Source organism: Streptomyces liliiviolaceus (genome assembly GCF_018070025.1).
Classification (GTDB): Bacteria; Actinomycetota; Actinomycetes; order Streptomycetales; family Streptomycetaceae; genus Streptomyces; species Streptomyces liliiviolaceus.
Genome location: NZ_JAGPYQ010000001.1, coordinates 4,198,700 through 4,225,211, shown reverse-complemented (window position 1 = coordinate 4,225,211; position 26,512 = coordinate 4,198,700). Strand labels below are relative to the sequence as shown.

The 26,512-nt window shown below is 71.0% G+C and carries 21 protein-coding genes and 1 pseudogene; 7 read left to right on the top strand and 15 right to left on the bottom strand.

The window, feature by feature from the left end:
* Positions 1–102: 102 nt before the first annotated feature.
* From J8N05_RS47910 to J8N05_RS18440, 11 genes and pseudogenes are all read right to left on the bottom strand, one after another.
* Positions 103–225, bottom strand: a complete 123-nt coding sequence (locus J8N05_RS47910) for a hypothetical protein (protein WP_282108151.1) — start codon at positions 223–225, stop codon at positions 103–105.
* Positions 226–1,010: 785 nt separating this feature from the next.
* On the bottom strand, positions 1,011–2,216 hold the full coding sequence (locus J8N05_RS18485; RefSeq protein ID WP_210884141.1) for a DUF932 domain-containing protein: 1,206 nt from the start codon (positions 2,214–2,216) through the stop codon (positions 1,011–1,013).
* Positions 2,217–2,619: 403 nt separating this feature from the next.
* On the bottom strand, positions 2,620–3,219 hold the full coding sequence (locus J8N05_RS18480) for a hypothetical protein (protein WP_210884139.1): 600 nt from the start codon (positions 3,217–3,219) through the stop codon (positions 2,620–2,622).
* A gap of 748 nt (positions 3,220–3,967) precedes the next feature.
* Positions 3,968–4,852 (bottom strand): annotated as a pseudogene (locus tag J8N05_RS18475) (zinc-binding dehydrogenase); the annotation flags it as partial.
* Positions 4,853–4,920: 68 nt separating this feature from the next.
* Positions 4,921–6,309 carry an aldehyde dehydrogenase family protein gene (locus tag J8N05_RS18470; RefSeq protein WP_210884138.1) on the bottom strand — a complete coding sequence of 463 codons (1,389 nt, stop codon included), beginning with the start codon at positions 6,307–6,309 and terminating at the stop codon, positions 4,921–4,923.
* Between the two features lie 317 nt (positions 6,310–6,626).
* Positions 6,627–7,985 (bottom strand): ABC transporter ATP-binding protein, encoded by a 1,359-nt coding sequence (locus tag J8N05_RS18465; protein WP_210884136.1) that lies wholly within the window; start codon positions 7,983–7,985, stop codon positions 6,627–6,629.
* A 163-nt stretch (positions 7,986–8,148) separates the two neighbouring features.
* Complete coding sequence (locus J8N05_RS18460) at positions 8,149–9,453, bottom strand: MFS transporter (RefSeq protein WP_210884134.1); 1,305 nt, start codon at positions 9,451–9,453, stop codon at positions 8,149–8,151.
* Positions 9,454–9,482: 29 nt separating this feature from the next.
* Positions 9,483–10,982 carry a CitMHS family transporter gene (locus J8N05_RS18455; protein ID WP_210884132.1) on the bottom strand — a complete coding sequence of 500 codons (1,500 nt, stop codon included), beginning with the start codon at positions 10,980–10,982 and terminating at the stop codon, positions 9,483–9,485.
* A gap of 140 nt (positions 10,983–11,122) precedes the next feature.
* A complete protein-coding gene (locus tag J8N05_RS18450; RefSeq protein WP_247706318.1) occupies positions 11,123–13,384 on the bottom strand; it encodes a molybdopterin oxidoreductase family protein in 2,262 nt (753 codons plus the stop codon).
* A 255-nt stretch (positions 13,385–13,639) separates the two neighbouring features.
* Positions 13,640–14,260: a TetR/AcrR family transcriptional regulator gene (locus J8N05_RS18445; protein ID WP_210884131.1), complete on the bottom strand. Its 621-nt coding sequence runs from the start codon at positions 14,258–14,260 to the stop codon at positions 13,640–13,642.
* A gap of 174 nt (positions 14,261–14,434) precedes the next feature.
* Positions 14,435–15,208: a nuclear transport factor 2 family protein gene (locus J8N05_RS18440; RefSeq protein WP_247706317.1), complete on the bottom strand. Its 774-nt coding sequence runs from the start codon at positions 15,206–15,208 to the stop codon at positions 14,435–14,437.
* 212 nt (positions 15,209–15,420) lie between these two features.
* Here J8N05_RS18440 and hmgA point away from each other — a divergent pair, with 212 nt between their 5' ends.
* The 3 genes from hmgA (at position 15,421) to J8N05_RS18425 (ending at position 18,917) form a co-directional block, all read left to right on the top strand.
* Positions 15,421–16,812, top strand: coding sequence for a homogentisate 1,2-dioxygenase (gene hmgA, locus J8N05_RS18435; protein WP_210884130.1), 1,392 nt, complete (start codon positions 15,421–15,423; stop codon positions 16,810–16,812).
* A 99-nt stretch (positions 16,813–16,911) separates the two neighbouring features.
* On the top strand, positions 16,912–17,661 hold the full coding sequence (locus tag J8N05_RS18430) for a GntR family transcriptional regulator (protein ID WP_210884129.1): 750 nt from the start codon (positions 16,912–16,914) through the stop codon (positions 17,659–17,661).
* A 41-nt stretch (positions 17,662–17,702) separates the two neighbouring features.
* A complete protein-coding gene (locus tag J8N05_RS18425; protein WP_210884127.1) occupies positions 17,703–18,917 on the top strand; it encodes a type ISP restriction/modification enzyme in 1,215 nt (404 codons plus the stop codon).
* A 129-nt stretch (positions 18,918–19,046) separates the two neighbouring features.
* On the opposite strand, the gene J8N05_RS18420 is transcribed toward J8N05_RS18425, so the two are convergent.
* Positions 19,047–19,760 (bottom strand): TetR/AcrR family transcriptional regulator, encoded by a 714-nt coding sequence (locus tag J8N05_RS18420; RefSeq protein WP_210890245.1) that lies wholly within the window; start codon positions 19,758–19,760, stop codon positions 19,047–19,049.
* 84 nt (positions 19,761–19,844) lie between these two features.
* Here J8N05_RS18420 and J8N05_RS18415 point away from each other — a divergent pair, with 84 nt between their 5' ends.
* The 3 genes from J8N05_RS18415 (at position 19,845) to J8N05_RS18405 (ending at position 22,875) form a co-directional block, all read left to right on the top strand.
* Positions 19,845–20,789: an ATP-binding cassette domain-containing protein gene (locus tag J8N05_RS18415; RefSeq protein WP_210884125.1), complete on the top strand. Its 945-nt coding sequence runs from the start codon at positions 19,845–19,847 to the stop codon at positions 20,787–20,789.
* Positions 20,786–21,592 carry an ABC transporter permease gene (locus J8N05_RS18410; protein ID WP_210884124.1) on the top strand — a complete coding sequence of 269 codons (807 nt, stop codon included), beginning with the start codon at positions 20,786–20,788 and terminating at the stop codon, positions 21,590–21,592. The genes J8N05_RS18415 and J8N05_RS18410 overlap by 4 nt, the downstream gene beginning before the upstream one ends.
* A gap of 86 nt (positions 21,593–21,678) precedes the next feature.
* Positions 21,679–22,875: a CaiB/BaiF CoA transferase family protein gene (locus J8N05_RS18405; RefSeq protein WP_210884122.1), complete on the top strand. Its 1,197-nt coding sequence runs from the start codon at positions 21,679–21,681 to the stop codon at positions 22,873–22,875.
* A 101-nt stretch (positions 22,876–22,976) separates the two neighbouring features.
* Here J8N05_RS18405 and J8N05_RS18400 read toward each other — a convergent pair whose 3' ends face one another.
* The 3 genes from J8N05_RS18400 to J8N05_RS18390 form a co-directional block, all read right to left on the bottom strand.
* Entirely contained in the window at positions 22,977–23,246 is a 270-nt protein-coding gene (locus tag J8N05_RS18400; protein ID WP_107021126.1) for a hypothetical protein, read from the bottom strand.
* 115 nt (positions 23,247–23,361) lie between these two features.
* Positions 23,362–24,147: an anti-sigma factor gene (locus tag J8N05_RS18395; RefSeq protein WP_210884120.1), complete on the bottom strand. Its 786-nt coding sequence runs from the start codon at positions 24,145–24,147 to the stop codon at positions 23,362–23,364.
* Positions 24,144–24,734: a sigma-70 family RNA polymerase sigma factor gene (locus tag J8N05_RS18390; RefSeq protein WP_210890244.1), complete on the bottom strand. Its 591-nt coding sequence runs from the start codon at positions 24,732–24,734 to the stop codon at positions 24,144–24,146. Before J8N05_RS18390 ends, J8N05_RS18395 begins: the two co-directional genes overlap by 4 nt.
* Before the next feature lie 217 nt (positions 24,735–24,951).
* Here J8N05_RS18390 and J8N05_RS18385 point away from each other — a divergent pair, with 217 nt between their 5' ends.
* Positions 24,952–26,490 (top strand): DUF4331 domain-containing protein, encoded by a 1,539-nt coding sequence (locus tag J8N05_RS18385; protein WP_210884116.1) that lies wholly within the window; start codon positions 24,952–24,954, stop codon positions 26,488–26,490.
* The last annotated feature ends 22 nt before the right edge of the window (positions 26,491–26,512 follow it).

Sequence of the window (26,512 nt, the reverse complement as noted above, 5' to 3'; positions counted from 1 at the left end):
CAGTCGACCAGTGGCGCGCGCTGGCCGGGGCGGTCGTCCACGCCCCCGTACCGGGGAGGGGCATGGACGGCGTCGGTGGGGTTACTCCTTCGGCGGCTTGTGTCAGCGGAGGTTGCCCCGGTCGGTCAGGCTGGGACGGCGGCCACAGGGACAGTCCGCGTAGCGGCGGCCGTGCATGTTGAAGAACTTCCCGCTGAGTGAGCGGCCGTTGACTTGCTCGGTCATGCGGAAACGGACTCGGCGTCCGACGTGACGATGGGCCTCTCACCCATGAGCGCTCCTCGGCGATCCCCTGGGGGCGGCGCAGCACGAGGGCGTGACAGACCACGAACGGCGCGGCGCCGCCAGTGGTGACGGCAACCGTGACGGGCTTCTGGAGTTCGGCCGGGCCAATGAGGTGCAGCCATCTGACCCGTACGTCCCACCCGCACGCGCGGATGCCCGCGTCGGCGGCTGTGGCGACCAGGACGGCCTCACGCACGATGCTGTTCTCCAGGGCGAACGCCAGCAGCACGAAGAACGGCACGCACTCCTCAGCGGAATGATCCACGCGCCACGAACCCGGCTCGACGGACACGTGCAGGTCGGCGCTCACCTTCGTGCCGTCCGTCCGCTCGGCGATGATGCTGAGCTCGTGACTCCCCTCGCCGAGGGCCGGGAACAACACGGTCCGCGCGTGCAAGGCGCGGCCCATGACGGCCGCGATGGCGTCGCCTCCGGGATGGGCGAGCTCCGGGCGTGCAGACATGAGAACTCCTTACGGGCCGGGGCGGTGGGTGGTGCGCGACGAAGGCCGGCCGCACTGCGCCCCTGGGCACAACGGATGTCTTTTTGGCGCGTGGCCGGCTCCGCCGACGTTTCGCGCTGCCTCGAAGCGGGGTGGGCGCGCTCCGCGCTCCCTGAGCGGGAGGCAACGCGTGCTCCGCGCTCTGAGGGGTCCGCGCGGGCCGGGCTCGGGGAAGTTCCCGGCCCGCACGGGGTCTGCCAGCTGGAGCCACCGCTCTCGGGGCTCAGCGGGTGCGGAGCTGGAGCAGGCGCCGGTGCGCCCTGCTCTTGATCTCGTCGTCGGCGCCTTCGAGTACGGCGGTGGCGCGGGCGATTTCCTCGGTCATGGACGTCGGGGGACGCCGGGGGGTGAGGTGGTCGAGGTAGCTGGTGATGGCGCGTTCGGCCGCGTAGGCGGTCCGTCCGACGCGTTCGCCCTCGGTGCGGAACACCTCGGTGATGGCCCCCAGCCGGGCGGCGTGGTTGGTCCGTTTACGGCTGGACGCGTCGTCGTCGAGGGGCCACAAGTCGGCGATCGCCTCGTGGAAATCGGCTATGGCGATGTCGGTACGGGCGAGCGCGGTCTCTTCGTCGGTGAACTGCTCGAAGTACTGGGAGGAGAGCCCCAGGGTGCGGCGGGCTTCCTTGATCTGACTGGTGGCTCCGGCGGTGTGCCGGACGGCCCAGCGGGTGGCTGCGTCACGGACGGCGAACCGCTCGGTATTGGCGCAGACGGGCCGCCACGGTGTGACGACGCACTGGAACTGGCCGTTGCCGGAGTGGTCGTTCATGACGGCGATGTACGGCACCACGATGTCGTTGATGCCGTCGGCGTCCACGACGACCGTCTCCGGGAGGCGGATGGAGATGAACACGCGCTTCCCGCCGCGCAGGAGTCCTGCGGACTCCCACACCACGTCATAGCGGCTCACCAGTTCCTGAAGGAACACGAACCCCGCGCGATTCTGGATGGGCATGTACCGGGAGCCCACTGCGCCGAGGGCTGCGCCGGTGTCAGTTCGGACGGTGTGCTGTTGGTCGGCGTGCTCGCGTGTCTCGCCCTGCCATTCGTACAGTGCGGGCACCGTGGTGACCTCGAAGTCGAGCCCGGACAGACGTAGTACCTCGTCGATGTCCGCGGTGCCTCCTGGGATGATCTGGCCCAGGCCGTGCCAGGCTGGGGAGGACGTATAGAGGGCGATGGCGCCATCGGCTCGCTCGTCGAGCCCGTGGTTGGCGAGGATCTGCTGTACTTGCCCCTCGGCGTTGCGCGAGACGGTGAACGTCTCACCCCGATCCCAGCCTGTGAGGACTTCGTACCGGTCGGAGCCGATCATGCGGACCTCGCCCCGGTCCACACGGGTCTGTAGGGCGCGCTCTTGCCCGCGGACAGCCTCGATCTGGGCGGCCTTCTCGGCAGCGAATGCGATGTTCACGTCGGTGATACTCACGGTTCCCCTTCGACGTTGATTTCTGCGGAGTCGGAAGGCGGGGCCACCGCCTCCCGACTAACTGCAATAATAGTTAATCGCTGGATTGTGTGAACCCACCCCTGAACCGCGTATACCTGCTCGTGCTCGCCGATCCTGGGCAAGCGGGCGGCTCAGCGCACCATGGGGCGGTGGGCGACTGCATGCCCACAGGGCGGTGGGCTGCGGCCCCTTTAGCCACGTGGCCGCTACGCATGTTGCACGTATGGGTGCGTGGTGGGCGCAGAGCCCGTCACAGGGGTGCGGATCTCGGCGCCCTGCACTTCGCCGGCGGCAGCGATCGGCGAGGCGGCCGGAGCCGTGCCCCGCCCCCCCCGTGACGGGGGGAGGGAGAGGGGCAGGGCACGGCGGTTTGGTGGTGCCGCTACGCGGGCTGTGGCGACATGCGGCCCGTGGCGCTGGCTGCGGCCCTTACGGACTCCTCAATCAGAGCGTCGAGAGCCGTGTCGATTCGGCTCCTTGACGTCGCCCTCATAGGACAGCAGCCCTCCCGATCGATGCATTCGAAGAGCGCTTCACGGGCGGCGATCAAACGGTTGGGGTCGGGAATGACCTCTGCGTCCATGGCCTGTTGCCTGAACTCCGCCCATACCGGGCACCAGTCGTTCGATGCTGCCACTGCGTCGAGTTCCTCGACCGTGGCAGGAAGGGCCGTCAGGACGTGCTGGGCCTCTGAGCGGTAGTTGGCGCAGTTCTTGGCGATCCACTTCACAAGCGGATCGTCGGACGTCGTCAAGGCTTCCCATGCGGCTGTCCGGGCCTCCTCGCACGCGTCGTAAGCCGTGTTGGACGCCTGGTTGTAGGCGGCGAGTTGGAGCTGACCGTCTTTGGTGTCGACGTACCGGCCCGCGTACTTCGCGTGTACTTCACGCAAGGCTTCCTGCCGGGCTGCCGTGGCTGCTTCGATGCTAGCGAGGTACTTCTGAACCTCCGGCAGCATCTGCCGGGTTTCCTGTTCTGCCACGGTCGCTTCCCCTTCGGCGTTGGCATCTGCGGTTCGGGGGGCGGGGCCACCGCCCCCCGAATAACTCCAACAATAGTGGAACTTTGGGATATGTGAACCCACCTCTGACCTGGCTGTTTCCCTAGTGCCCGTCCATCCCGAGAGCGGAAACGATGACCTCGGCCCAGTGGAAGTGCTCGAAGAAAGCCAGAGGGACCAACGCGAAGAGTCCCGCCAACAGATAGTCGTCCGCCTTCGCCCAGGCGCGGACGGTCGTGTTACGGATGGCCCGGCGCCACGTGATCATCGCCGTGACCTCGCACCCGAATACGCTCGGGTGGAACCTGCGATGAATCCGCCCCAACCTTCCTCCGTGACGCGACACGTGCACACGGTGCTCACCTGAAGGGTGCTCAACGATCCGCTCGAACTTCCAGACCAGTCCAGCCGCACCACCCGACAGACCGCGAAGCCTCCGGCCTTTCGTGATCTCCCTGCCGGTCTCGCACGAAATGAGCTTCATGATCAGTTTCCCCTTTACCCGATCACGGATTTCTGCGTGGACTCGGGGGAGTGGCACGATTCCGCTCCCCCCGGAGTTGCGGCGGCTAGTCCAAGAAGCCACGCGACAGGAGGAATTCACCAAAAATGTGCGCGATTCCCTGAGGCTTGTAAATCTGCGGAAAGCGTCGCATCTCCACTTCAGTACGTCCGTTCTTGTCCGGCTCGGGAAACTCGTGTACGAGACGGTAATTCGCGTCACCCGACGGTGGAAGAGCTCCAGGGCGTTGAAGGTGACCTGCTGGTCCTTGCCGCCGATGCCGACGACCGTCGTACGGCCGCCACGGCGGGTGGACTCCCACGCGGTACGGATCGTGACGGCGCGGCCCGCGCACTCCACGGCCACGTCCACGCCCTGCTTGCCGGTGAGTCCGCGGATCTCGCGGGCGGTGGTGTCGGAGGCGATCACGTACTCGGTGGCTCCGGCGGCGCGGGCCAGGGACTCCTTCTCCGACGACACGTCCACCGCGACGATCGTGGAGGCACCGGCGATGCGCGCGGCCTGGATCGCCGCGAGTCCCACGCCGCCGACGCCGAAGACCGCGACCGTCTCACCGGAGCGGACCTGGGCCGAGTAGTGCACGGCTCCGTAGCCGGTGAGGACGGCGCAGCCGAGCAGGGCCGCGTCCGCCAGGGGGATACCGGTCGGAGCCGGGAGTACGCAGCCGGCGGCCACCACCGTCTCCTCGGCGAACGCGGCGACGTTCAGGCCGGGGTGGAGATCCGTCCCGTCGGAGGAACGGTGGGCGTAGACGTTCGCGGCCCCCGCCAGCGCGTTGGCGCACAGCCACACCTCGCCCAGTGAGCAGGCGTGGCAACTACCGCAGGAGGGGGCCCAGTTGAGGACCACCTCGTCGCCGGGTGCGACATGGCCGACCCCGGGTCCGACGGAGACGACGGTCCCCGCTCCCTCATGGCCGAGCACGGCGGGCACCGGCAGCCGCATGGTGCCGTTGGTCAGTGACAGATCGGAGTGGCAGACGCCGGCGGCGGCGAGGCGGATCCGCACCTGCCCGGGGCCGGGCTCGGGCAGATCGATCTCGGTGATCTCCAGTGGGGCCCCGACGGCGGGCAGCACAGCGGCGCGGGTCATGAAGTACAACGCTCCTAGGACTCTGGATCTCTGAATCTCCGGATCTCTGATCTCTGATCTCTGGATCTTCAGAACTGGAGGGACTTGGTCTGGAGGTATTCGGACAGTCCGTGCGAGCCGAGTTCGCGGCCGACGCCCGACTGCTTGTAACCGCCGAAGGGGGCAAGGGGGTTGAAGCGTCCGCCGTTGATGTCGACCTGTCCGGTGTCCAGGCGTCGTGCGAAGGCCACGGCTTCCGACTCCTCCCCGGCCCAGACGGCGCCCGCGAGCCCGTACACCGTGCCGTTGGCGATCCGGAGCGCGTCCGCCTCGTCCTCGTACCGGATGATCGACAGGACCGGGCCGAAGATCTCCTCTTGGGCGATCGCCATCTCGGGGGTGACGTCCGCGAAGACGGTCGGGCTGACGAAGTAGCCCTGCTCCCGGGGGGATTCGGGGCCGCCCGCGACCAGTCGGGCGCCGTCGCCGACGCCCTTCTCGATGTAACCCACCACGCGGTCCCGCTGCTTGGCGTTGACGACCGGGCCGATGCGCTCGCCGTACTTCGCGGCGGCGTCGGCGGCCAGGGTCACGGCCTCGTCGTACTGGGAGTCGTGCACCAGCATGCGGGTCCAGGCGCTGCACGTCTGGCCGGAGTTGGACATCACGTTGGCGACGCCGACGTTGACGGCCTTCGCGAGGTCCGCGCTCGGCAGGATGACGTTGGCGGACTTGCCGCCCAGTTCGAGGGCGACGCGCTTGACGGCCGCGCCCGCCGTCGCGCCGATCTGCCGGCCGACGGCCGTGGAGCCCGTGAAGGAGACCAGGTCCACGCCTTCGTGCTCGGCGAGCGCCTGGCCGGCGACCGGGCCGAGGCCGGTGACGAGGTTGAAGACACCGGCCGGGACGCCCGCCTCGTGGACCGCCTCCGCGAAGAGCTGGGCGGTCAGCGGGGTGTCCTCGGCGGGCTTCAGTACGACCGTGCAGCCGGCCGCGAGGGCGGGGGCGACCTTGGCGACGATCTGGTGCAGGGGGTAGTTCCAGGGCGTGATGGCACCGACCACGCCGACGGGTTCGAGGTAGACGGTGGAGTTGCCGACCTTCTCCTCGAAGGGGTGGGAGGCGGCGAGGTCGGCGTACGAGCCCGCTACCGCGATGGGGGCGCCGACGTGTACGGCCTGGGAGAACTTCAGCGGTGAGCCGAGTTCGGCGGTGACCGTCTCGGCGATCTCGTCCTTGCGGGCGACGAGGACGTCGCGGAGGGCGCCGATGCGGGCGGCTCGCTCGGCGGGCGGGGTGGCGGCCCAGGCCGGGAAGGCTGCGCGGGCGGCGCGGACCGCTGCGTCCACGTCCTCGATCGTGCCGGCCGGGACGTGGGCGATGAGCTGCTCGTCGGCCGGGTTCACGACGGCGATCGTGTCCGGGCCGGCGGCGGGGCGCCAGGCGCCGTCGATGTACATGCCGTCGTGTGCGTTCATGGGTCCTCCCGCGGGTGGGGGTGTCGTCGTCCACGCTACAAACTAGCGGTGTTAGTTTTTGACCGCCAGGGGTGGGGGTGCGGGGGCCGACCCGGCTCGTCGGGCGGGGGCCCGCTGCGACTGCCCGCGCCGTTCCCCGCGCCCCTTAGGGGGTGGGGGTGACGTGGATGGATAGCTGCGGGTGCGTCGTGGTTGGTTGCGACGTTCCTTGCGGTCCTGGTGGGGTGGGGGCGTCTTTTAGGGGCGCGGGGAACTGCGCGGCCAGCCACAGCTCACCCGCAGCCGATAATCCGCACCCACCCCCACCCTCCCCGCTCTCAACCCTCCAGGTTCGGGAGTTTCGTCGGGGCCGGGGAGATGCGGATGCCGTCGTGGTCGAAGACGAACAGGTGCGCGAGGTCCACGAGCAGCGGCACCTGCATCCCCGGGCGCAGCGCGTGGTCCGGCGTCGTACGCACGATGAGATCCCCCGGCAGCCGAGCCTCCGCCGACACCGGCTCGGACACCGGCTCCGGCCCGGCCTCGGCCGCACGCTCCAGCACCACCACGGGCCCGGCCCGCAGCGCCCCCGCGGCCCGCCCCCGCAGCCGCAGCCGGTCGAACACCCCGCCCTCCCGACGGCGGCGCCCACCCGCCCGCGCCACCGGCCGCGGCGCCTCCAGCTCCGGTACCAGCGCGGGCTGCGAACCGGTGTCGAGGTGCACCAGCACCTCATGCCCCTGGAACTCCACATGCTCGACGAGCCCGCTGATCGCCACCTCCCCGGGCCGCGCCCGCGTGGGCCGCGCCAGGCGGACGGCCTCGGAGCGCAGCCCCACGATGACCTCCCGCCCCTGCTGCACCCGGAGCAGCCTGTGGTCCGGGGACAGCGGTTCGGGCAGGACCAGGGCCTGGCGGCCGAGGCCGATCGACATCGCCCCGTCGAGCGGGGCGAGCACGACACCCCGCAGGAGATTGATCCTTGGGGTGCCGATGAAGGCGGCGACGAAGACGTTCTCCGGCAGCGCGTAGACCGCGCGCGGGGTACCGAGCTGCTGGAGCACCCCGCCGCGCAGCACGGCCACCCGGTCCCCGAGGGACATCGCCTCCGCCTGGTCGTGGGTGACGTACAGCGTCGTGACGTCCAGGTCCCGGGTGAGCCGGGCGATCTCCGCCCGCAGATGGCTGCGCAGCTTGGCGTCCAGGTTGGCCAGCGGTTCGTCCATCAGGAAGGCGGAGGGGTGCCGGGCGATCGCCCGGCCCATGGCCACTCGCTGGCGCTCCCCGCCGGAGAGCTGGTGGGGGAAACGGTCCAGGAGGTCCTCGATGCCGAGCATCCGGGCCGTTGCCTCCACCCGCGGGCCCGGGTCCCGGCCGGGTTCCTCGATACGCAGGGGGAAGCCGATGTTCGCGCGGCTGTTCATGGTCGGGTAGAGCGCGTAGTTCTGGAAGACCATCGCCATGTGCCGTTCGGCGGGCGCGAGATGGTTGGCATACTCCCCGTCGAGCCGCACCTCCCCCTCGGTGGGCTCCTCAAGTCCGGCGATCATTCTCAGCACGGTCGACTTGCCGCAGCCGGAGGGGCCGAGGAGCACCAGGAACTCACCGGGCTCGATGTCCAGCGACAGCCGCTGCACCACGCGGACGCCCTGCGTGTAGGACTTGCTCACCTGGTGAAGAGAGACGGCACGTGACATGGGACGTGACCCCCGGGGGCCCACGGGGCACCGATGCTCACGATGCTCCGCGGCCTGACGGTTCGGACGGCCCGTACGGGTACGTACGAGACCTGTGAGTCACGGAAGCTAACGGACCGCGCGGGCCCCGGGGAACCCTTTGAACACCTCGAATCGCCGCAACTCAGGCGCTGCCGCGGCCTGTTCGGCGTTTCTCCAGTTCAGGAGAGGGCACGGTCGCGTCCCGGCCCGCATCCGTTCCGACTCCTCCCGCTTTTCCTCCTGCTGTTGCTTCTCCTCCTGCTCCTGCGACGGCCCCCGGCGCGGTACGCCCCTGTCGCAGCCCCAGCCCCGAGGCGATCAGCAGCAGCGCCCCGAGCATCACGAACGGCGCGGCCACGCCCGCGACTCCGGCAATCAGGCCCGCGGTGGCGGGCGCGGCGACCTGCCCGAGCCGGTTGCCGGTCAGCCGCAGGGCGAGGGCGGTGGAGCGGGCGTCGTCCGGGGCGGCCTGGACGACCGTGGTCATCGACAGGGGCTGGCCGACGCCCAGGCAGAAGCCGAGCACGGCAAGGATCACGGCGAGCGCCCAGACGGGCACGGGCAGCGCGATCCCGGCGCACAGCAGGGCCGCCAGCAGACAGGTCGTGGTGAGCAGCGCGGCCCGGCCCAGCAGCCGCAGCATGGGCGTCATCACCAGCCGGCAGGCGATGGTCGCCGCCGCGCGCAGGCTGAGCAGCAGGCCGATCACGGAGGGCGCGATGCCCCGGTGTTCGCCGACCACCGGCAGATACGCGGTGAGGATGTCCGTCGCGGAGAGCACGGCGAGGCTGATGAAGATGCCCGCGGGCACGCCCCGGGTCCGCAGGATGCGGTGCACGGGCACACGTCCACCCGATCCCGTACGGGACGTGGACGGCGTACGGTCCTCGATGCGCCACAGGGAGACGAACGAGAACGCCGCGACGCCGCCCGCGACCAGCAGGGCGAGGGCGCTGGTGCCCGCCATGTCGGGGCCACCGATCAGGGCGCCCGCGGCGATCGGTCCGACGAGCTGGCCGAGCGAGGCGCCGATGGTGAAGTGGCCGAAGTTGCGGTCCTGTTCGTGGGGCGCGGACTGGCGGGCCACGAGCGACTGGGCGCCGATCACGAAGGAGAGGTGTCCGAGGCCCATGACACCGCTCCAGGCCGCCATCGCCGTGAGGGAGCCGGCCGTACCGCTGAGGGCGCAGCCGCCGGCGATCAGGACGACGCCCACGGGCAGCAGCGGGGCGCACCGGCCGTGGTCGGTCCGGCGGCCGAGCGGTACGGCGGCGAAGAGCGGCAGCAGCGCGTACACCCCGGCGATGACGCCGATCGCCCGCTCGTCGGCGCCCAGCGCGAGGGCCCGGTAGGAGACGGCGGGCCGTGCCATGGACACCGCCCCCTGCGCGAAGCTGAAGGCGATGACCAGGCGGAGCAGCCAGCCGCGGTTCCTACCGGGCTTCACAGTGACGTTCTCCATCGGACGGTCATGCCTCAGATGATGCCGAACAGGATTCCGGACCCGAGCACCACGAGTGACGTGAGGGCGGCCCACTTCACCACGAACTTGGTGTGGTCGCCGAAGTCGACCTTGGCCATGCCGACCAGTACGTACACGGCCGGGACCAACGGGCTCGACATGTGCAGCGGCTGGCCCACGAGCGAGGCCCGGGCGATCTCCAGCGGCGAGACGCCGTGCGCGGCACCGGCCTCGGCGAGGACGGGCAGCACGCCGAAGTAGAAGCCGTCGTTCGACATGAAGTAGGTGAGCGGCAGGCTCAGGGCGCCGGTGACGATCGCCATGTGCGGGCCCATGCCGTCGGGGATGCCGTCGACGAGCCACTTGGCCATGGAGTCGACCATGCCGGTGCCCTGGAGGACGCCGGTGAAGACGGCGGCGGCGAAGACCATGCCGGAGACGTTGAGGACGTTGTCGGCGTGCGCGGCGAGCCGCTCACGCTGGTCCGGGATGTTCGGGAAGTTGACGGTCAGGGCGAGCGCCGCGGCGAGCAGGAACAGGACCGGGATCGGCAGCAGCTCCATGATCATGGCGGTGAGCAGGACCGCCGTGAGCAGCGCGTTGAACCAGTACAGCTTGGGACGCAGGGTCGCGCGGTTCGGGTCAAGACCCTGGAGGCGTACGTCGTCCGCGTCGTCGTCCTCGGATCCGCCCTCGGAGCCGACCGCCGCGCCGGTGCCGGAACCCGACCCGCCCGCGGTCTTGGCGAAGCGCACCTTGCCGTCACCGGAGTCGCCGGAAGCACCCGAGCCACCGGAGACACCGGACGCACCCGCACCGACGAGCACCGTCTCGGTCTCGGTCTCCCGCAGCTCCTTCTTCTCCTGCTCCTCCTTCTCCAGGACGTCGGCCAGGCTCAGCACGCCGAGGCGCTTGCGCTCGCGCAGGCCGAGGACGTACGCGAGGCCGATCACGGCGACCAGACCGACGGCGAGCGCCGGGATCATCGGGACGAAGATGTCGCCGGCGTCGAGCTTGAGCGCGGTGGCGGCGCGGGCCGTCGGGCCGCCCCAGGGCAGGGTGTTCATCACGCCGTTGGCGGTGGCGGCGACACCCGTCATCACCACGAGGCTCATCTTGAGGCGCTTGTACAGCGGGTACATCGCCGAGACCGTGATCATGAAGGTGGTCGAGCCGTCGCCGTCCAGGGAGACGATCGCGGCGAGCAGGGCCGTACCGACGACGATGCGCATCGGGTCGGCCTTGCAGAACTTGAGGATGCCCCGCACGACCGGATCGAAGAGGCCGACGTCGATCATGACGCCGAAGTACACGATGGCGAACATCAGCATCGCGGCGGTGGGCGCGAGGGTGCCCACCCCTTCGATGACGTAGTCGCCGAGGTGGGCGCCTTTTCCGACGAACACACAGAACAGTGCCGGGATCAGCACCAGCGCCGCGATCGGCGACATCTTCTTCATCATGATCAGGACCAGGAAGGTCGCGATCATGGTGAAGCCGAGGATGGTCAGCATGAGTGGATACCTAACGTTCGCCCTTGAACTCCCACCAGGGACGGCGGTTCGAGTGACGTTAGGTCGGGCCGACAAGTCTTAACAAGATGTTGACACGAGAGCAATAAGCGCAAAACTCCTGGTCACAGCGTTCGCCGCGGTCAGAGCTCCACGCCCGCCGGCGCGATGTCCACGGGTACGCCGTTGAGGACCGCGGTGCCGGACAGCGGGTCGAGCAGGCTGCCGTCCAGGAGCTGGTTGACGTTGACGCCGGGGTCCGCGGTGGCGTGCCGCAGCCGGGTGCCGGGCCGGTCGTGTCCCCAGCCGTGCGGCAGGCTCACGACACCGCGCCGCACGGAGTCGGTGACCTCGGCGGGGGCGACGACCTCTCCCCCGGCGCCCTTCACACGTACGGGTGCCCCGTCGGTGACGCCGAGGCGTTCGGCGTCGTCGGGGTGGATGTGCAGGGTGCAGCGGTTGGTGCCGCCGGTGAGGGCGGGGATGTTGTGCATCCAACTGTTGTTGGACCGCAGATGGCGGCGGCCTACCAGGACGAGACCGTCCGGACGCTGCCGGAGGGCGTCCCTGAGCCGCGGGAGGTCGTCGGCGAGGGGCCGCGGAAGCAGTTCCACGAGTCCGCTGCGGGTCTTGAGGGGGCCGGGCAGCCGGGACCGGAGCGGCCCGAGGTCGATGCCGTGGGGCGCGGCCAGCAGCTTCGTCAGGTTCAGGCCGTCGGGGCGGGCGCCGAATCCGTCGCCGTACGGGCCGAGGCGCAGCATCAGGTCGAGGCGGCGCTCGGGGCCGGTGTCACCGGTGAGGGCGGCGGCGAGTTCGCGGGGGTCGCGGCCGTGCACCGGGGAGTGCGGTTCCTTGACGGCCCTGGCGAGGGTCTGGTCGATGACCAGGGTGTCGACGGCGGAGGGGTCGGCGCCGTGCATGCCGGTGGCGGCGAGGACGAGCCGGGCGAGGATCTCCGTCTCGGCCTTCCTGCCGGGTTCCAGGGGGACGGCGGCCCGGGTGTAACGGACCTGGTTGCGTACGGCGAGGGTGTTGAAGGCGAAGTCGTGGTGCGGGCTCTGCGAGGGCGGGGGCGGCGGCAGCACGACGTGGGCATGGCGCGAGGTCTCGTTCAGATACGGGTCGACACTGACCATGAAGTCGAGCGAGTCGAGGGCCTTGTCGAGGCGGTCGCCGTCGGGGGCGGACAGGACGGGGTTGGCGGCGATGACGACGAGGGCGCGGATCGGCTCGCCCTCCTCGGTGGCGGTGTCGATCTCCTCGGCGAGCGCGGCGAGCGGCAGTTCGCCCTTGGCCTCCGGGTGACGGCTGACGCGGCTGTGCCAGCGGCCGAGCGCGAAGCCGCGGCCGGGGCCCGCGGGGCGGGGCGTGCGGTCGGTGGCGGCCTGCGGGAAGAGGGCGCCACCGGGCCGGTCGAGGTTGCCGGTGAGGATGTTGAGGACGTCGACCAGCCAGCTGGCGAGGGTGCCGTGCGGGACGGTGCAGCTGCCGATGCGGCCGTACACGGCGGCGGTGGGCGCGGCGGCGAGTTCACGGGCGAGCGCGCGGATGGTGTCGGCGTCGATGTCGCACGCCCCGGCGGCGGCCTCGGGCGTGAAGTCGCGCACGGCGTCGCGCAGTTCGTCGTATCCCTGGACCATCGCGGTCAGCTCGCCGAGGTCGGTGAGGTGCTCCTCGAAGAGGACGTGCGCCATGGCCGCGAGGAGCAGGGCGTCGGTGCCGGGGCGGACGGCGACGTGCCGGTCGGCGAGTTTGGCGGTGCGGGTGCGGCGGGGGTCGACGACCGTGAGGGTGCCGCCGCGCGCCTTGAGGGCCTTGAGCTTGCCGGGGAAGTCGGGTGCGGTGCACAGACTTCCGTTGGACTCCAGGGGGTTGGCGCCGATCAGCAGCAGGTGGTCGGTGTGGTCGAGGTCGGGTACGGGGATCGCGTTGGCGTCGCCGTAGAGGAGACCGCTGGAGACGTGCTTGGGCATCTGGTCGACGGTGGACGCGGTGAAGACGCTGTGCGTGCCGAGTCCGGAGAGCAGGACGGCCGGGTAGAGGGCGCCGGCCATGGTGTGCACGTTCGGGTTGCCGAGGACGGCTCCGACGGAGTGCGGCCCGTACCGCTCGACGACCGGTCGCAGTCCGGCGGCGACGGCGTCGAAGGCCTCCTCCCAGGTGGCCTCGCGCAGCTCGCCGTCCGTGCGGACGAGGGGGGTGCGCAGACGGTCCGGGTCCCCGTCGGCGGCCCCGAACGACGCCCCCTTCGGGCAGATGAACCCCTGGCTGAACACATCGTCACGGTCCCCGCGCGCGCTCGTCACCCGGGTCCCCTCGATGGTGAGCGTGAGCCCGCAGGTGGCCTCGCAGAGCGGGCAGATGCGCAGGGCTGTACGGGAGTGGGAGTCGGCGGTGGTGGACACGGGTCCTCCCGGAGGGAACGGCGACGACGGTGACGCTCTGACTCTGACCTGACCGGGCCGAGCATACCGACCGGTATGAACGGTGGGGAGGGGGTGCGGGGTCCGGATGTTCGCGCATCCCGGAGTCGACGGGAGGGCGGGCGACCGCCGTACGCACGGCCTGTCGGCCGGTCGGCCGGTCGAGCGGTCGGCCGGTCGAGCGGTCGGCCGGTCGAGCGGTCGGTCGGTCGGCTGGCCGGCCAGTCGAGCGGTCGGTCAGTCGAGCGAGCGCGAGAGATACGCCCGGAGCAGTTCCCGTGTCTCGCCTATGACCCGCTCGTCGCCGGCCGGGTCGAGGCGGAAGGCGAGCTGCACGAGGGTGTCGGCGGCCTCGACGGCGATGAGGAAGACCCGCCGGAGGTCGTCGTCGGGGGCGCGGTCGAGATACGCGGAGAGCATGTCGGTCAGCCGGTCGGCGACGCGGGTGTTGGGCTCGGCGACGCGGGTGCCGACGGGGATCTGGTTGCCGAAGTCGACGAGGGAGAAGCCGGGAGCGGTGCGCTTCATGGCGAGGTACTCGTCGAGGACCGCGTCCATGGCCACCCGCCAGCCCGCTCCGCTGCCGGTCTCCTGGAGGCGGTGGGTGACACGCTCGGTGTAGATGTCCAGGTTGCGCTGGGCGAGCGCGTCGACCATGGCCCGCTTGTTGCCGAAGAACCGGTAGACGGACCCTATGGGCACGCCCGCGCGCAGGGCGACCGCGCGGGTGCTCAGGGCGTCGTAGCCGACCTCGTCCAGGAGGTCGGCGCAGGCGTCGAGGATACGGGTGAGTCGTTCGGCGCTACGGCGCTGGACGGGCGCGCGGCGCAGCGAGGTCGCTTGGGGCACGGGCTTCATGATGCCTTTCCGCCGGGGTCCGGTGAACCTTGCCCTTGGGTACGAAGTCGGTGCCCGTACCACTCATCCGAGGACGTGGGGGGCGTGCCGGGGCGCGCGCCGCGCCGGACCGCGCGACGGACGGCGGTGGCGGGGCGCGCTACCGCCCGCAAGCGGTGCAGGTGATGGTGCAGGTCATGAGGCAGAAGGCCGGGGGTCGCCGGCCAGGGCAGCCGGGGTCGCCGAGGGCGGCGGGCCGTCGTCCGAGGCGGACAGGAGCGCCTCACCGACCGGGGAGACCGAAAGCGCCGAACCGTCGGACGTCACGGCGTCGGGCGCCGAGACATCGGGCGTCGGCGTCGTGGACGGCGGTCCGGTCGGCCTCGTGGACGATGGTTCGGTCGGGGTCCGGTGCGAGGTCGGCGTCCGGTACGAGGTCGACGTGGGGGCCGGGTTCGACACCGTGATGTCCGCCGTGCCGGCGACGGGCTTTCCGTCCACGGCCCACACCGTGTCGTCGTCGGCGTGCAGGCGCACCGTCACCTGGTGGGTGCCGCGTGGGACGACGTTCCCCGCAAGGTGGTGGGTCGGGCCCCGGAGCAGGGACAGGGGCCGGTCGTCCAGCCGGAGCAGCGCGTAACCGCGGCCCGGTTCGGCCTTCTTCCGCGCGCCGGCCGGCGAGAAGCGGAAGTCGTGGACCGTCAGCCGGACGTCCCAGCCGGCGTCGTCGGCGTCCCCGTCCACCGCGGGCTGTATCTCGATCTCGACCTCGGGTGCGCTCTTCTCGTCGATCTCACGGTAGTGCCGCCCCTCCTCGTCGGTGTCCTTCAGCACCCTGCCCACCGGTGACGGTCTGACCTCGTCGTCCTCGCGCGCGCCATCGGACCCGCAGCCCGTCGCTCCGACGAGCAGAGCTCCGAACAGGGCACAGACCGCGAGCGCGGTGAGGAATGTGCGCGTCCACGACATGCCGGGAGGTTAGAGCACCGCTCCGACAGCCGGATCCCCCTTGAGTCGGGTTCTTGGTCCGAGTCGGGCTCCCAGGCGCCACTCCTGGCCATCTTCGCGGACCTGGCGCGATCCCGCCGCCTCCCGGCGGGCCCGGGGCACCTCCCTCTTGCGCACCGATTCACCGAATCCTACGGTGATGCATAGGAATCAGAACGAGGGAGCGATCACTCATGAGCGGGGACGCGCGCAACGGCGCAACGGCACTGCGGAAGACCGCCGAGGCGCTGACGTATCTCTCCGGGTTCGGCAACGAACACAGTTCGGAGGCGGTCCCGGGCGCCCTCCCGCAGGGCCGCAACTCACCGCAGCGGGTCCCTCTCGGCCTGTACGCGGAGCAGCTGAGCGGTTCGGCGTTCACCGAGCCGAGGGCGCACAACCGCCGCTCGTGGCTGTACCGCATCCGCCCCTCGGCGGCGCACCCGGCGTTCACCCGCACCGACAACGGCGCCCTGCGCTCGGCCCCCTTCACCGAGTCGGTGCCGGACCCGAACCGGCTGCGCTGGAACCCCCTGCCGGAGCCGGCGCCCGGCACCGACTTCCTGGCGGGCCTGTGGACCCTCGGCGGCAACGGCGACGCCACCCAGCGCACGGGCATGGCCGTGCACCTGTATCACGCCAACTCCTCGATGGAGCGGGTCTTCAGCGACGCCGACGGCGAGCTGCTGATCGTGCCCGAACAGGGCGGGCTGCTCCTGCGCACCGAGTTCGGGCTGCTGCATGTGGAGCCAGGACATGTGGCGCTCATTCCTCGTGGGGTCCGCTTCCGTGTGGAGCTGCTGGGCGACGCCTCCGACGACGCACGGACCACACACCCGACCGCCCGGGGTTATGTGTGCGAGAACTACGGGGCGCCCTTCCAGCTCCCCGACCTCGGTCCGATCGGCGCCAACGGCCTCGCCAACCCCCGGGACTTCCGCGCGCCGGTCGCCGCGTACGAGGACGCGGAGGCCGACGGGCACACGGCGGAGCCCGTGGAGGTGGTCAACAAGTTCTGCGGCAACCTCTGGACGGCGATGTACGACCACTCGCCGCTGGACGTCGTGGCCTGGCACGGCAACCATGTGCCGTACACCTACGATCTGCGCCTGTTCAATGTGATCGGCACCATCAGCTACGACCACCCCGACCCGTCCATCTTCACCGTGCTGACGTCACCGTCCGACACCCCGGGCCTCGCCGGCGTCGACTTCGTGGTCTTCGCCCCGCGCTGGCTGGTGGGCGAGGACACCTTCCGGCCGCCCTACTTCCACCGGAACGTGATGAGCGAGTACATGGGGCTCATCGAAGGCGCCTACGACGCGAAGGCGGAGGGGTTCGTACCGGGCGGCGGTTCGCTGCACAACATGATGTCCGCGCACGGCCCCGACCGGGAGACCTTCGAGCGGGCCAGCGCCGCCGAACTGCGACCGCAGAAGATCGACGACGGCCTCGCCTTCATGTTCGAGACGCGCTGGCCGGTCACCGCCACCGCGCAGGCAGCCCACGCCGAGCATCTCCAGGCCTCGTACGACGACGTGTGGCAGGGGCTCGAACGGCACTTCCGGGCGGGCGGGCGGCCGTGACTGCGCACGGCCCCCACAGGGCCCCGACTGCCGTCTCCCGTGGCCGTCCGTCGTGAGCGCCCGTTGCAACCGACGCCCGCGACCGGTACGGATACCCTCGTGACCTCCTTCGCGCCGGACTCGATCGTCCTGAACCGCAAGCTGCCGCTCTGGTATCAGGTGTCGCAGTCCCTGCGCGCCTCGATACTGGGGCGGTCCGCGCAGGATCCGCTGCGCCTGCCCACCGAGGAACAGCTGGCGGAGCACTACGGGGTGAGTGTGCTGACCATGCGGCAGGCGCTCAAGGAGCTGGAGGGCGAGGGGCTCATCACCCGGCACCGCAGACGCGGCACGTTCATCGAGCCGAGCGCTCTGCGGGGCGCGCCGGTCCGCCTCCTCGGCTCGGTCGACGCCATCGTGGCCCAGCAGTCCGGTATGACGACGGAACTGCTCGACCACGGCAACGAGCCCGTGTCCGGCGAACTCTCCGCGTACTTCCCGGATCTGACGGAGGTGGCCACGTACCACCGGCTGCGCAGCGACGAGAAGACCGGTGAACCGACCAACCACGCGCGCAACTACGTACGGCCGGAGCTGGCGGCCCTGTTCGATCCGGAGGATCTGGTCCGCTGGCCCATGACCAAGGTCCTGCGGGATGTCGCGGGGGCGCGGATCGGCCAGATCACCGACACGGTCGAGGCGCGGCTCGCCGACCCGGAGACCGCCCGGCTGCTCCAGGTCCCGCTGCTGAGCCCGATCCTGCACTACACGGGCGTCGTGCACGGCGCGGACGGCCGGGCGCTGGACGTGGTCCGCATCCACTACCGGGGCGACCGTTTCTCGTTCACCGTCACCCTCGACGCCCACTGACCGTGCGGGACCCGGTCGCCGCCCACGGGCCACGTCGTACGATGCCGAGCGTGACGCACGACGACGCTCCGCTGCTCGCGGACCTCATGCCGTGGTCCGTCGCACCTCCCCGGCTGGGCCGGGCGTGGCCGGCGGCCCCCGACCCGGCGTCCCTGAAAGCGCGGTGGGACGCCCTGGTGAAGGCCGAGGGGCCCGACCGGGAGGCCCTGTTCGGCGCCACCCGCGCGCGGACCCTGCACTCGGCCGTGGGGCAGCTGCCCGGCCAGGCCTCCGGTACGGGCCGGCTGGCGCGCGCCTCGGGCCCGTGCGCGGAGCCGGTGCGGATCCAGACCGGCCCGTTCGACGAGCAGTGGCTGATCCCCGACCACCGGCTGATCGACGCGGCGCGTCCCGAGCTGTGGCGGGTGGCCGACGAGCAGCAGGTGTTCGCGGTCGAGCAGCCGCCCTCGCCCGACGGGCCGGTGCTCCTCGTCGCGTCGGTGCTGCCGGTGGTCCCGCCGCAGCCGAAGCTCCCCGGGACGAAGGCCGCTCCGGTCGCCCGGCCCGGCCGTGTGCACCCCCTGTACCGGCGCCCCGGCGGCCTCGAACCGAACCTGGCACCGGGCCTGTCGGACCTCCTGGCCGGACGCCTCGGCCACTCACCCGCCCCGCTCGACGTCCTCGCCTGGACGGTCGCGGTCGCCGGCCGGGGGCCGCGCGGGGTGACCGTCCCGCTCACGGCCGACCCCGAACTGTGGGCACGCGGTACGGAGTTGGGCCACCGCATGCTGTGGCTGATGCGCCGCGACGGTGAGCGCCCCAAGCTCCCCGGCGGCCGACGCCCTTACGTACGGGCCCCGCTGCCGCCCTTCCCGGTCGAACCGCGTTACGACCGGGAGGAGGAGACCCTCCGCCTCGACGAGGGCCGTATCTCCCCCGTCCCGCCCGCGGCCTGGGACTTCGAGGTCGGCGGTGTCCGCGTCCTGGACCAGTGGTTCGGCAGCCGGATCACCCGCCCCGAGCCGGGCACGCTGGAGGCCGTCCGCCCCACGACCTGGCCCCAGTCCTGGACCACCGAGCTCCTGGAACTGGTGACGATCCTGACCCTGCTGTCCGAACTGCGCGCGCAGCAGCGGGAGTTGACGATCGAGTCCCCCATCACCGCGGCGGACCTGCGCAAGGCGGAAGTCCTCCCACCCCCACCCACCACCCGCCACCCGGCCTCGGTCCTGACCCACGAGGAGGAGGGCCCGGAGGGCCAATTCACCCTGCTGTAAGCCCCGCTGGGGGCGCGGGGAACGGCGCAATCTTTTGCTTTCAGGGGGCGCAGCCCCCAAGGGGCGCGGGGAACTGCGCGACCAGCCACGACGCAACCGCAGCCGCAAAACAACCCTCCAGGGCCCCCTTCAGCGAGACGGGTCAAACCCGTCGAGCACCCGTTCCAACGCCCGCCGAAACACCGCCCCCAGATCAATCGGCCCCGAGTCCTCCGCGAACGCCGCAGCCATCCGCGGATAGACCCCACTGGCCACCTGACCCCCCAGATACGCCCCCCGCACCGCGTTCTCCCGCTCCTCGGACCACGGCAGCGCCCGCGCCCGCTCGGCGGTGGCCAGTTCGTTGCCGACGTACGTCGTCACCACGCCGTTGACCATCGCGACCAGCTCGAACTTCGTCCCGTACGTGCCGTCGAAGGAGTCGAGGCAGGCCAGGCAGTGCTCCAGGTACCGCAGGGCGTTCGGGCTGAAGCCGTACACCGGTGACATCAGGGCGGGCAGCCAGGGATGCCGGTGCATCAGCGCCCGCGTCTGGTACGCGACCCGGAGCATGTCGGCCCGCCAGTCCCCCGCCGGCTCCCACAGCTCGTGCTCGGCGCTGACGGCGTCGACCATCAGCTCGTACAGGTCCTCCTTGCGCGGCACGTAGTTGTAGAGCGACATCGTCCCGCAGCCCAGCTCGGCCGCCACGTGCCGCATCGACACGGCGTCGAGCCCCTGCGCGTCCGCGATCCGCACGGCCGCCGCCGCGATGTCGGCGCGTGTGAACGCGGGCCTCGGCCCCCGTCCCGTGCGCTCGGGTCGGGCCCAGATCACTTCGGGTACGTCGGCACGTCCTGCCATCGGTGTCGCCAGCCCTGCCATCGGTGGATCCTGTCGCCACCATCCTAGTTACGTACAGCGTACGTAATGCGCTATGGTCGAGCCATGACTACTACGTACGGCGTACTTAGTGAAGGTCTGGAGAAGCGCTTCGGGGACGTCCATGCCCTGCGCGGGCTGGATCTCGCGGTGGCGGAGGGCACGGTCTGCGGACTGCTCGGCCCCAACGGCGCGGGCAAGACCACGGCGGTACGACTGCTCACCACCCTGCTGCGGCCCGACGCCGGGTCCGCCCGGATCGCGGGGCACGATCTCGTACGGGAGCCGGCCGCCGTGCGCCGCGCGATAGGCGTCACGGGGCAGTACGCGTCGGTGGACGGCGACCTCACGGGCCGGGAGAACCTCCGGCTCTTCGCGAGGCTGCACCGCCTCCCGAAGACCGCCGCCCGGGCCGACCAACTGCTCGAACGCTTCGAGCTGACCGACGCGGCGGACCGGACCGCGTCCACCTACTCGGGCGGTATGCGGCGCCGTCTCGACCTGGCCGCCTGCCTGCTCACCCGGCCCGCCGTGCTCTTCCTCGACGAGCCGACGACGGGCCTCGACCCGCACAGCCGCAACCAGATCTGGGAAGCCGTGCGCGCCCTGCGGTCCGAGGGCACGACCGTCCTGCTCACCACCCAGTACCTGGAGGAGGCGGACCAGCTCGCCGACGACATCGTGCTCGTGGACCGGGGCCGAGCCGCCCACTCGGGGACGCCCGCCGAACTCAAGGCGCTCATCGGCTCGTACGCGGAAGCGGTCGTCGCCCACGCGGACGCGATGGCGGGCGCGGCGGCCGTGCTGGACCGGCTGACCGGATCCGTGCCGGCCTTCGACCGGGAGCGGCACGCCGTCGGCGCGGTCACCACCGACCCGACGCTCACGCTCCCCCGGCTGGTACGCGAACTCGACGCCGCCGGTGTGCCGTTGCTCGACGTGAGCCTGCGCCCGCCGACCCTCGACGACGTCTTCCTGCGCCTGACCGACCGGAAGGAGCTCGTGGCATGAGCGCATCCATACCCACACCCGTCTCCGCCCTGGCCTACGACGGAACCGCCATGCTGGGCCGCCAGCTGCGCCGCATCCGGCACAATCCCGGTCTGCTGATCCTCACCCAGACCATGCCGGTCACGATGCTGCTGTTCTTCGGATACGTCTTCGGCAGCGCGCTGGCCGTGCCCGGCGAGGAGTACCGGGCCTTCCTGGTGCCGGGGCTGCTGGTCGCTACGGCGGCCAACGGCATCATGACGGGCATGTTCCAGGCGGCCCAGGACGCACACCGGGGCGTCACGGACCGCCTCCGTACGCTGCCGGTGAGCAGGGCCGCCGTACCGCTCGGGCAGGCCGCCGCCGACCTCGTCGTCACCGCGGCCGGTACCGTGCCGTTCCTGCTCGTGGGGCTCGCGGTGGGCTGGCGGATCGAGGGCTCCGCGCTCGAAGCTGCGGCCGCCGTGGGGCTGTTGCTGCTCTTCCGGTTCACGACCACGTGGATCGGGATCCTGCTGGGGCTCGCCTCACGCAGCGAGGAGGCGGCCGGACAGCTCGGGGGCGCGACCTTCATACTGCCGCTGCTGTCGAACGCGTACATCCCGACGGACAACCTGCCGGGCTGGCTGCGCACGCTCGCCGAGTGGAACCCGATCAGCGCGGTCACCACGGCCCTGCGGCACCTGTTCGGCAACGCACCGGTCCCGGCCGACGGCGCCTGGCCGGTGACACACCCCGTCGCAGGCTCACTGGCCTGGTGCGCGGCCCTCATCGCGGTATTCATGCCCCTCGCAATACACCGCTACGCAACCGGCAACCGCTGACCCCCGCCCCACCCCAAAGGGGCGCGAGGAACTGCGCGACCAGCCCCCACACACCCGCAGCCAACCACCCGACCTACCATCCCCACATGGAGCCGCACCCCCTGCCCCTGGAGGGCATCACCGTCGTCGCCGTCGAGCAGGCCGTCGCCGCCCCCTTCGCCACCCGGCAACTCGCCGACCTGGGCGCACGGGTCATCAAGGTCGAGCGCCCGGACGGCGGCGACTTCGCACGCGGCTACGACACCGCGGCCGCCGGACTCGCCTCGCACTTCGTGTGGTGCAACCGCGGCAAGGAGTCCGTCGCCCTCGACCTGAAGGACCCGCGCGGCCTCGACGTGGTGCGCCGCCTGATCGCCGGCGCCGACGTCTTCGTACAGAACCTCGCACACGGCGCCGCCGCGCGGCTCGGCCTCGACGCGGCCACCCTGTGCGCCGCGCACCCACGGCTGATCGCCGTGGACATCTCGGGTTACGGACCCTCGGGCCCCTACGCCGAGAAGCGCGCGTACGACATGCTCGTGCAGTGCGAGGCGGGTCTGGTGTCCGTGACCGGAACGGCCGGGCAACCGGTCAAGGCCGGCATTCCGGCGGCCGACATCGCGGCGGCGATGTACGCGTTCTCGGGGGTGCTCGCGGCACTGGTGCGGCGCGGGACGACCGGGCGCGGCGGGCCGGTGGAGGTGGCGATGCTGGACGCGCTGGCCGAGTGGATGGGGCATCCGCTGCACCATGCGATGCACGGAGGAACTCCCCCGGCGCGCACCGGGCTCGCGCACGCCGTCATCGCCCCGTACGACGGCTATCCGACGGGTGACGGGGGGCGGGTGCTGTTGTCGGTGCAGAACGACCGGGAGTGGCGCCGCCTCGCCGAACAGGTGCTGGAGCGGCCGGAGCTGGCCCACGATCCGGCGTACGCGACGAACGCGGCCCGGGTGGAGAACCGGGACCGTACCGACGGGCTGGTCGCCACGGCGCTCGCGGGGCTCACCGCGCCGGAGGCGGTGGCGCGGCTCGAAGCGGCCGGGATCGCCTGCGCACTGTTGAGGGACGTGGCGGACGTGGCGGAGCATCCGCAGCTGGCGGCCAGGGACCGGTGGCGGGATGTCGGGTCACCGGTCGGGCCGCTGCGGGCTCTGCTGCCGCCGATCACGCTGCCGGGCGGGGACGCGGCGCGTATGGGGCCCGTACCCGCACTCGGGGAACACACCGGGGCGGTGCTGCGTGCCGTGGGGATGACGGACGATGAGATCGCAGCACTGCGCCGGGACGGTGTGTCCGCCTGAGCGCGGGTCGGGGTTCCGCTGGTCCTGCTGGTCCTACCGATGCCGCTGCTTCCGCTGGTCCTGCTCGGTTTCGGCCGCCTCTCGGCGACCGGGGTCGCCGGTCAGCGGCCGCCGAACAGGGAACGGCGCAGCCGGCGCAGCGGCGCGAAGAGCGAGACCCGCCTCACGCGCGCACTCCTGCCGGTGCGGTCGTGCGCGGTGTCACGTGCGGTCAGTTCGCGCATCAGGGACGTCGCCTCGGCCGCCTCGCGCTGAGGGATGGCAGGGCCACCCATCACCGAAAGATGGCGGTCGAGGCGCGAACTCGTCGCGCTGCTCCCACACGTGATAGCAGGGACTCGCGCCCTGCCACGCACTGTTATCTGTTCCATGTCACTCCCCACCCGTACGAGGGCACCCGGCCCGGGCAGGTTAACCCTATCGCTCCCTCATCACACTCGTGTATCCCGGGCACGGTATTCACCTACCCGCAAAGGGGGTTGACGATTACTCTCCGAATCCGAGCGATTTCAGGGCGAGTTGGACAACCGGTGCGGTGGTTGGCTGCGGGGAGCCGCCGGACGGCTCGACGGTTACAGCGAGTGAGGTCGCGTCCGTGTTCAGTCCGGTGGCAATCAAGGGCGTGTCGCCGTCGAGGAGTCCCAGGGAGCGCGGTTTCTCCTCCGGTCGCATGAGCCACAGCTGGTGGACCCCGTCGTTCGCGGGCGTGCCGAGCCCGGCCGAGGTGACGACGGCGGTCTTCTGTTCGGCGGACGCGACGACACCGATGCCCTGGCCGTTCGCGTCGCGTCCGGCGGCGGCCCGCGCGTCCGGCGCCGCGAGAACGTGGGCGATCTCACGTGCCTGCGCCCGCTGTTCGGCCAGCTGGTCCTGTGTCCGGGACGCCTGCATGCCGAAGAGCGCGGCGACGACGAGAGCGGCGGCGGCCGTGGTGGAGGCGAGCGGGACGAGGAAGACCGAGAAGGGCGAGCGGCGGGCGCGGGACGGCGGCCGTTCCACGCGCGCGCGTGCCGGGGGCTCCGCGGAGGCCGGTTCCTGAGGGGTCGTCCGGATGGCCGTCAGGACCCGGTCGCGCATCGCGGCGGGGGCCGGGGCGGCCGTGGACCAGGCGAGGCGCACCGCGTCCTCGCGCAGGGCGCGCACTTCGGCGGCGCAGCCGTCGCAGCGCTTCAGGTGCTTCTCGAATCGCTTGTGCTCATGGGGTTCCAGGGCGTCGAGGGCGTACGGGGCGGCCAGCGAGTGCAGATCACCGCGGCGGAAGAGGGTGCTCATGCGACACCTCCGAGGCAGTCGCGCAGCCGCGTGAGTCCGTCGCGCATGCGGGTCTTGACCGTGCCGAGCGGCAGGGAGAGCCGTTCGGCGACCTCACGGTAGGTGTAGCCGTCGTAGTAGGCGAGGGTGACGGACTGTCGTTGCAGGGCGGTGAGCCGGTCGAGGCAGCGGCGTACCCATTCCCGTTCGAGGCCGGCCTCGACCTCCTCGGCGACGTGGTCGAAGGCGGGGCCGTTCGCCCGCCGTGCCATGCGCAGTTCGCGTTCGGTGGCGGAGCGGGCGCTGCGGACCCGGTCGACGGCCCTGCGGTGCGCGAGGGTCAGGACCCAGGCGAGTGCGGTGCCGCGGCCGGGGTCGTAGCGCGCGGCGGAGCGCCAGAGTTCGAGTAACACCTCCTGCGCGACTTCCTCGGACTGGGCCGGATCGCGCACCACCCGGCGGACCAGCCCGAAGACCGGCCCGGACACCAGGGCGTACAGATCCTCGAAGGCCTTCTGGTCGCCTCCGGCCACGAGCACCAGAAGTTCGTCCGCCTCCACCCGTTTCCCCCTTCGCCGGTCTGAACGGCTCGTCCCGTCCTCACGTATTCGGCGCAGGAACGCCGTCGGATGGGGTTACGGATCAGCCGCTCGAAAACGCGGGTGAATGTCGAACCAATCCTTTCTCCCCCCGGCTCCGAATGGCGTGCATCAGGCATCACCCACCGACGCGGGACGAGCGTGGGGGCGGACCGGTCGACAGATCGACAGGTCGCTTCCGCCACATCACCGCCGGAACACAGCTTTGGGACAGAGGACGGACGGCATGACACCTTTCACCAGCGGGTTCGTGGGACGCAGGAGCCTCGCGACCCTTGTCTGCGGTGCGCTGGCCACCGGCGGGCTCGCGGCCGTCGGCGTGACCGCGCTCGAACCGGGGGCGGCGAGCGCCTCCAGTCACCGGGAGGCTCCGCTCATCTCGGGGCAGCCGCAGTACGACAACACCGACGTGTACGCGTTCGCGAGCCCCGACAAGCCGGACACGACGACCATCATCGCCAACTGGATCCCGTTCGAGGAGCCGGCCGGCGGACCGAACTTCTTCCCGTTCGCCGAGGACGCCCAGTACGACCTGCACATCGACAACAACGGTGACGCGCAGGGCGAACTGGTCTTCCGCTACACGTTCAAGACGCACGTCAAGAACGACAAGACCTTCCTGTACAACACCGGTCCGGTGGAGAGCCTCGACGACCCGGACCTCAACATCACGCAGACGTACGACATAGATCTGCTGCAGCTCAAGGACCAGCACCTGGTCAAGAAGACGAAGTACGCGGACGACGTGGCGGTCGCGCCGTCGAACGTCGGCAAGGCGTCCATGCCGGACTACGCCAAGCTCCGTTCCGAGGCCGTGCACGAACTGCCGGGCGGGGCGACCACGTTCGCCGGCCAGGCGGACGACCCGTTCTTCCTCGACCTGCGCGTCTTCGACCTGCTGTACGGCGGGAACCTGTCCGAGGTCGGCAACGACACCCTCAAGGGCTACAACGTCAACTCGGTCGCCCTCCAGCTCCCGAACGACGTGATCCAGGAGTCGGCCGACCAGCCGATCGTGGGCATCTGGTCGACGACCCAGCGCAAGAACGCGAGCGGCCACTACCGCCAGGTCTCGCGCCTGGGCATGCCGCTGGTGAACGAGGTCGTCAACCCGCTCAAGGACAAGGACAAGTTCAACGCGTCCGCGCCCTGGAACGACGGTGACTTCCTGAAGAACGTCACCAACCCCGAGCTGCCGAAGCTCATCGAGGCGATCTACAAGATCGAGGCGCCCGACGAGCCCCGCAACGACCTGGTCGACGTGTTCCTGAAGGGCGTCGAGGGCCTCAACCAGCCGCCGAACGTGCGCCCTTCGGAGATGCTGCGTCTCAACACCTCCACCAAGCCGGCCGCCGAGGAGAAGCGCCTCGGTGTACTGGACGGCGACAACGCGGGCTTCCCGAACGGCCGCCGGCTCGGCGACGACGTGCTGGACATCGCGCTGCAGGTCGTCGAGGGCGAACTGGTCGGCTCCAAGAACGACCTGGGCGACGCCGTCGACAAGAACGACGTGAAGTTCGAGAAGACGTTCCCGTACGTCGGTCAGCCGACCTCGGGTTCGCGCGGGCCGCTGGCCAAGGGCACGACCGGCACCAACGACGTCCGCAACCAGCTCGGTGACGCGCTGCAGCCCGCCGGCGCGAACGGCACGGGCGGTATGGACGACACCACGCTGATCGCCGTCTCGGCGGCCTCGGGCGCGGCCGGGTTCCTGCTCGTCGGCACGGGTCTGCTCTGGTGGCGCAGCCGCCGCCGGTCGTACTGACCCGCGTCCGGCCGGCATCAGT

Coding starts and splice junctions, on each gene's coding strand:
- J8N05_RS18465 (WP_210884136.1), bottom strand. CDS start 7,985: ATGTCACGTGCCGTCTCTCTTCACCAGGTGAGCAAGTCCTACACGCAG.
- J8N05_RS18410 (WP_210884124.1), top strand. CDS start 20,786: ATGAGCGCATCCATACCCACACCCGTCTCCGCCCTGGCCTACGACGGA.
- J8N05_RS18455 (WP_210884132.1), bottom strand. CDS start 10,982: ATGCTGACCATCCTCGGCTTCACCATGATCGCGACCTTCCTGGTCCTG.
- J8N05_RS18445 (WP_210884131.1), bottom strand. CDS start 14,260: ATGAAGCCCGTGCCCCAAGCGACCTCGCTGCGCCGCGCGCCCGTCCAG.
- J8N05_RS18425 (WP_210884127.1), top strand. CDS start 17,703: ATGCCGAGCGTGACGCACGACGACGCTCCGCTGCTCGCGGACCTCATG.
- J8N05_RS18470 (WP_210884138.1), bottom strand. CDS start 6,309: ATGAACGCACACGACGGCATGTACATCGACGGCGCCTGGCGCCCCGCC.
- hmgA (WP_210884130.1), top strand. CDS start 15,421: ATGAGCGGGGACGCGCGCAACGGCGCAACGGCACTGCGGAAGACCGCC.
- J8N05_RS18440 (WP_247706317.1), bottom strand. CDS start 15,208: ATGTCGTGGACGCGCACATTCCTCACCGCGCTCGCGGTCTGTGCCCTG.
- J8N05_RS18405 (WP_210884122.1), top strand. CDS start 21,679: ATGGAGCCGCACCCCCTGCCCCTGGAGGGCATCACCGTCGTCGCCGTC.
- J8N05_RS18420 (WP_210890245.1), bottom strand. CDS start 19,760: ATGGCAGGACGTGCCGACGTACCCGAAGTGATCTGGGCCCGACCCGAG.
- J8N05_RS18415 (WP_210884125.1), top strand. CDS start 19,845: ATGACTACTACGTACGGCGTACTTAGTGAAGGTCTGGAGAAGCGCTTC.
- J8N05_RS18400 (WP_107021126.1), bottom strand. CDS start 23,246: ATGGAACAGATAACAGTGCGTGGCAGGGCGCGAGTCCCTGCTATCACG.
- J8N05_RS18395 (WP_210884120.1), bottom strand. CDS start 24,147: ATGAGCACCCTCTTCCGCCGCGGTGATCTGCACTCGCTGGCCGCCCCG.
- J8N05_RS18385 (WP_210884116.1), top strand. CDS start 24,952: ATGACACCTTTCACCAGCGGGTTCGTGGGACGCAGGAGCCTCGCGACC.
- J8N05_RS47910 (WP_282108151.1), bottom strand. CDS start 225: ATGACCGAGCAAGTCAACGGCCGCTCACTCAGCGGGAAGTTCTTCAAC.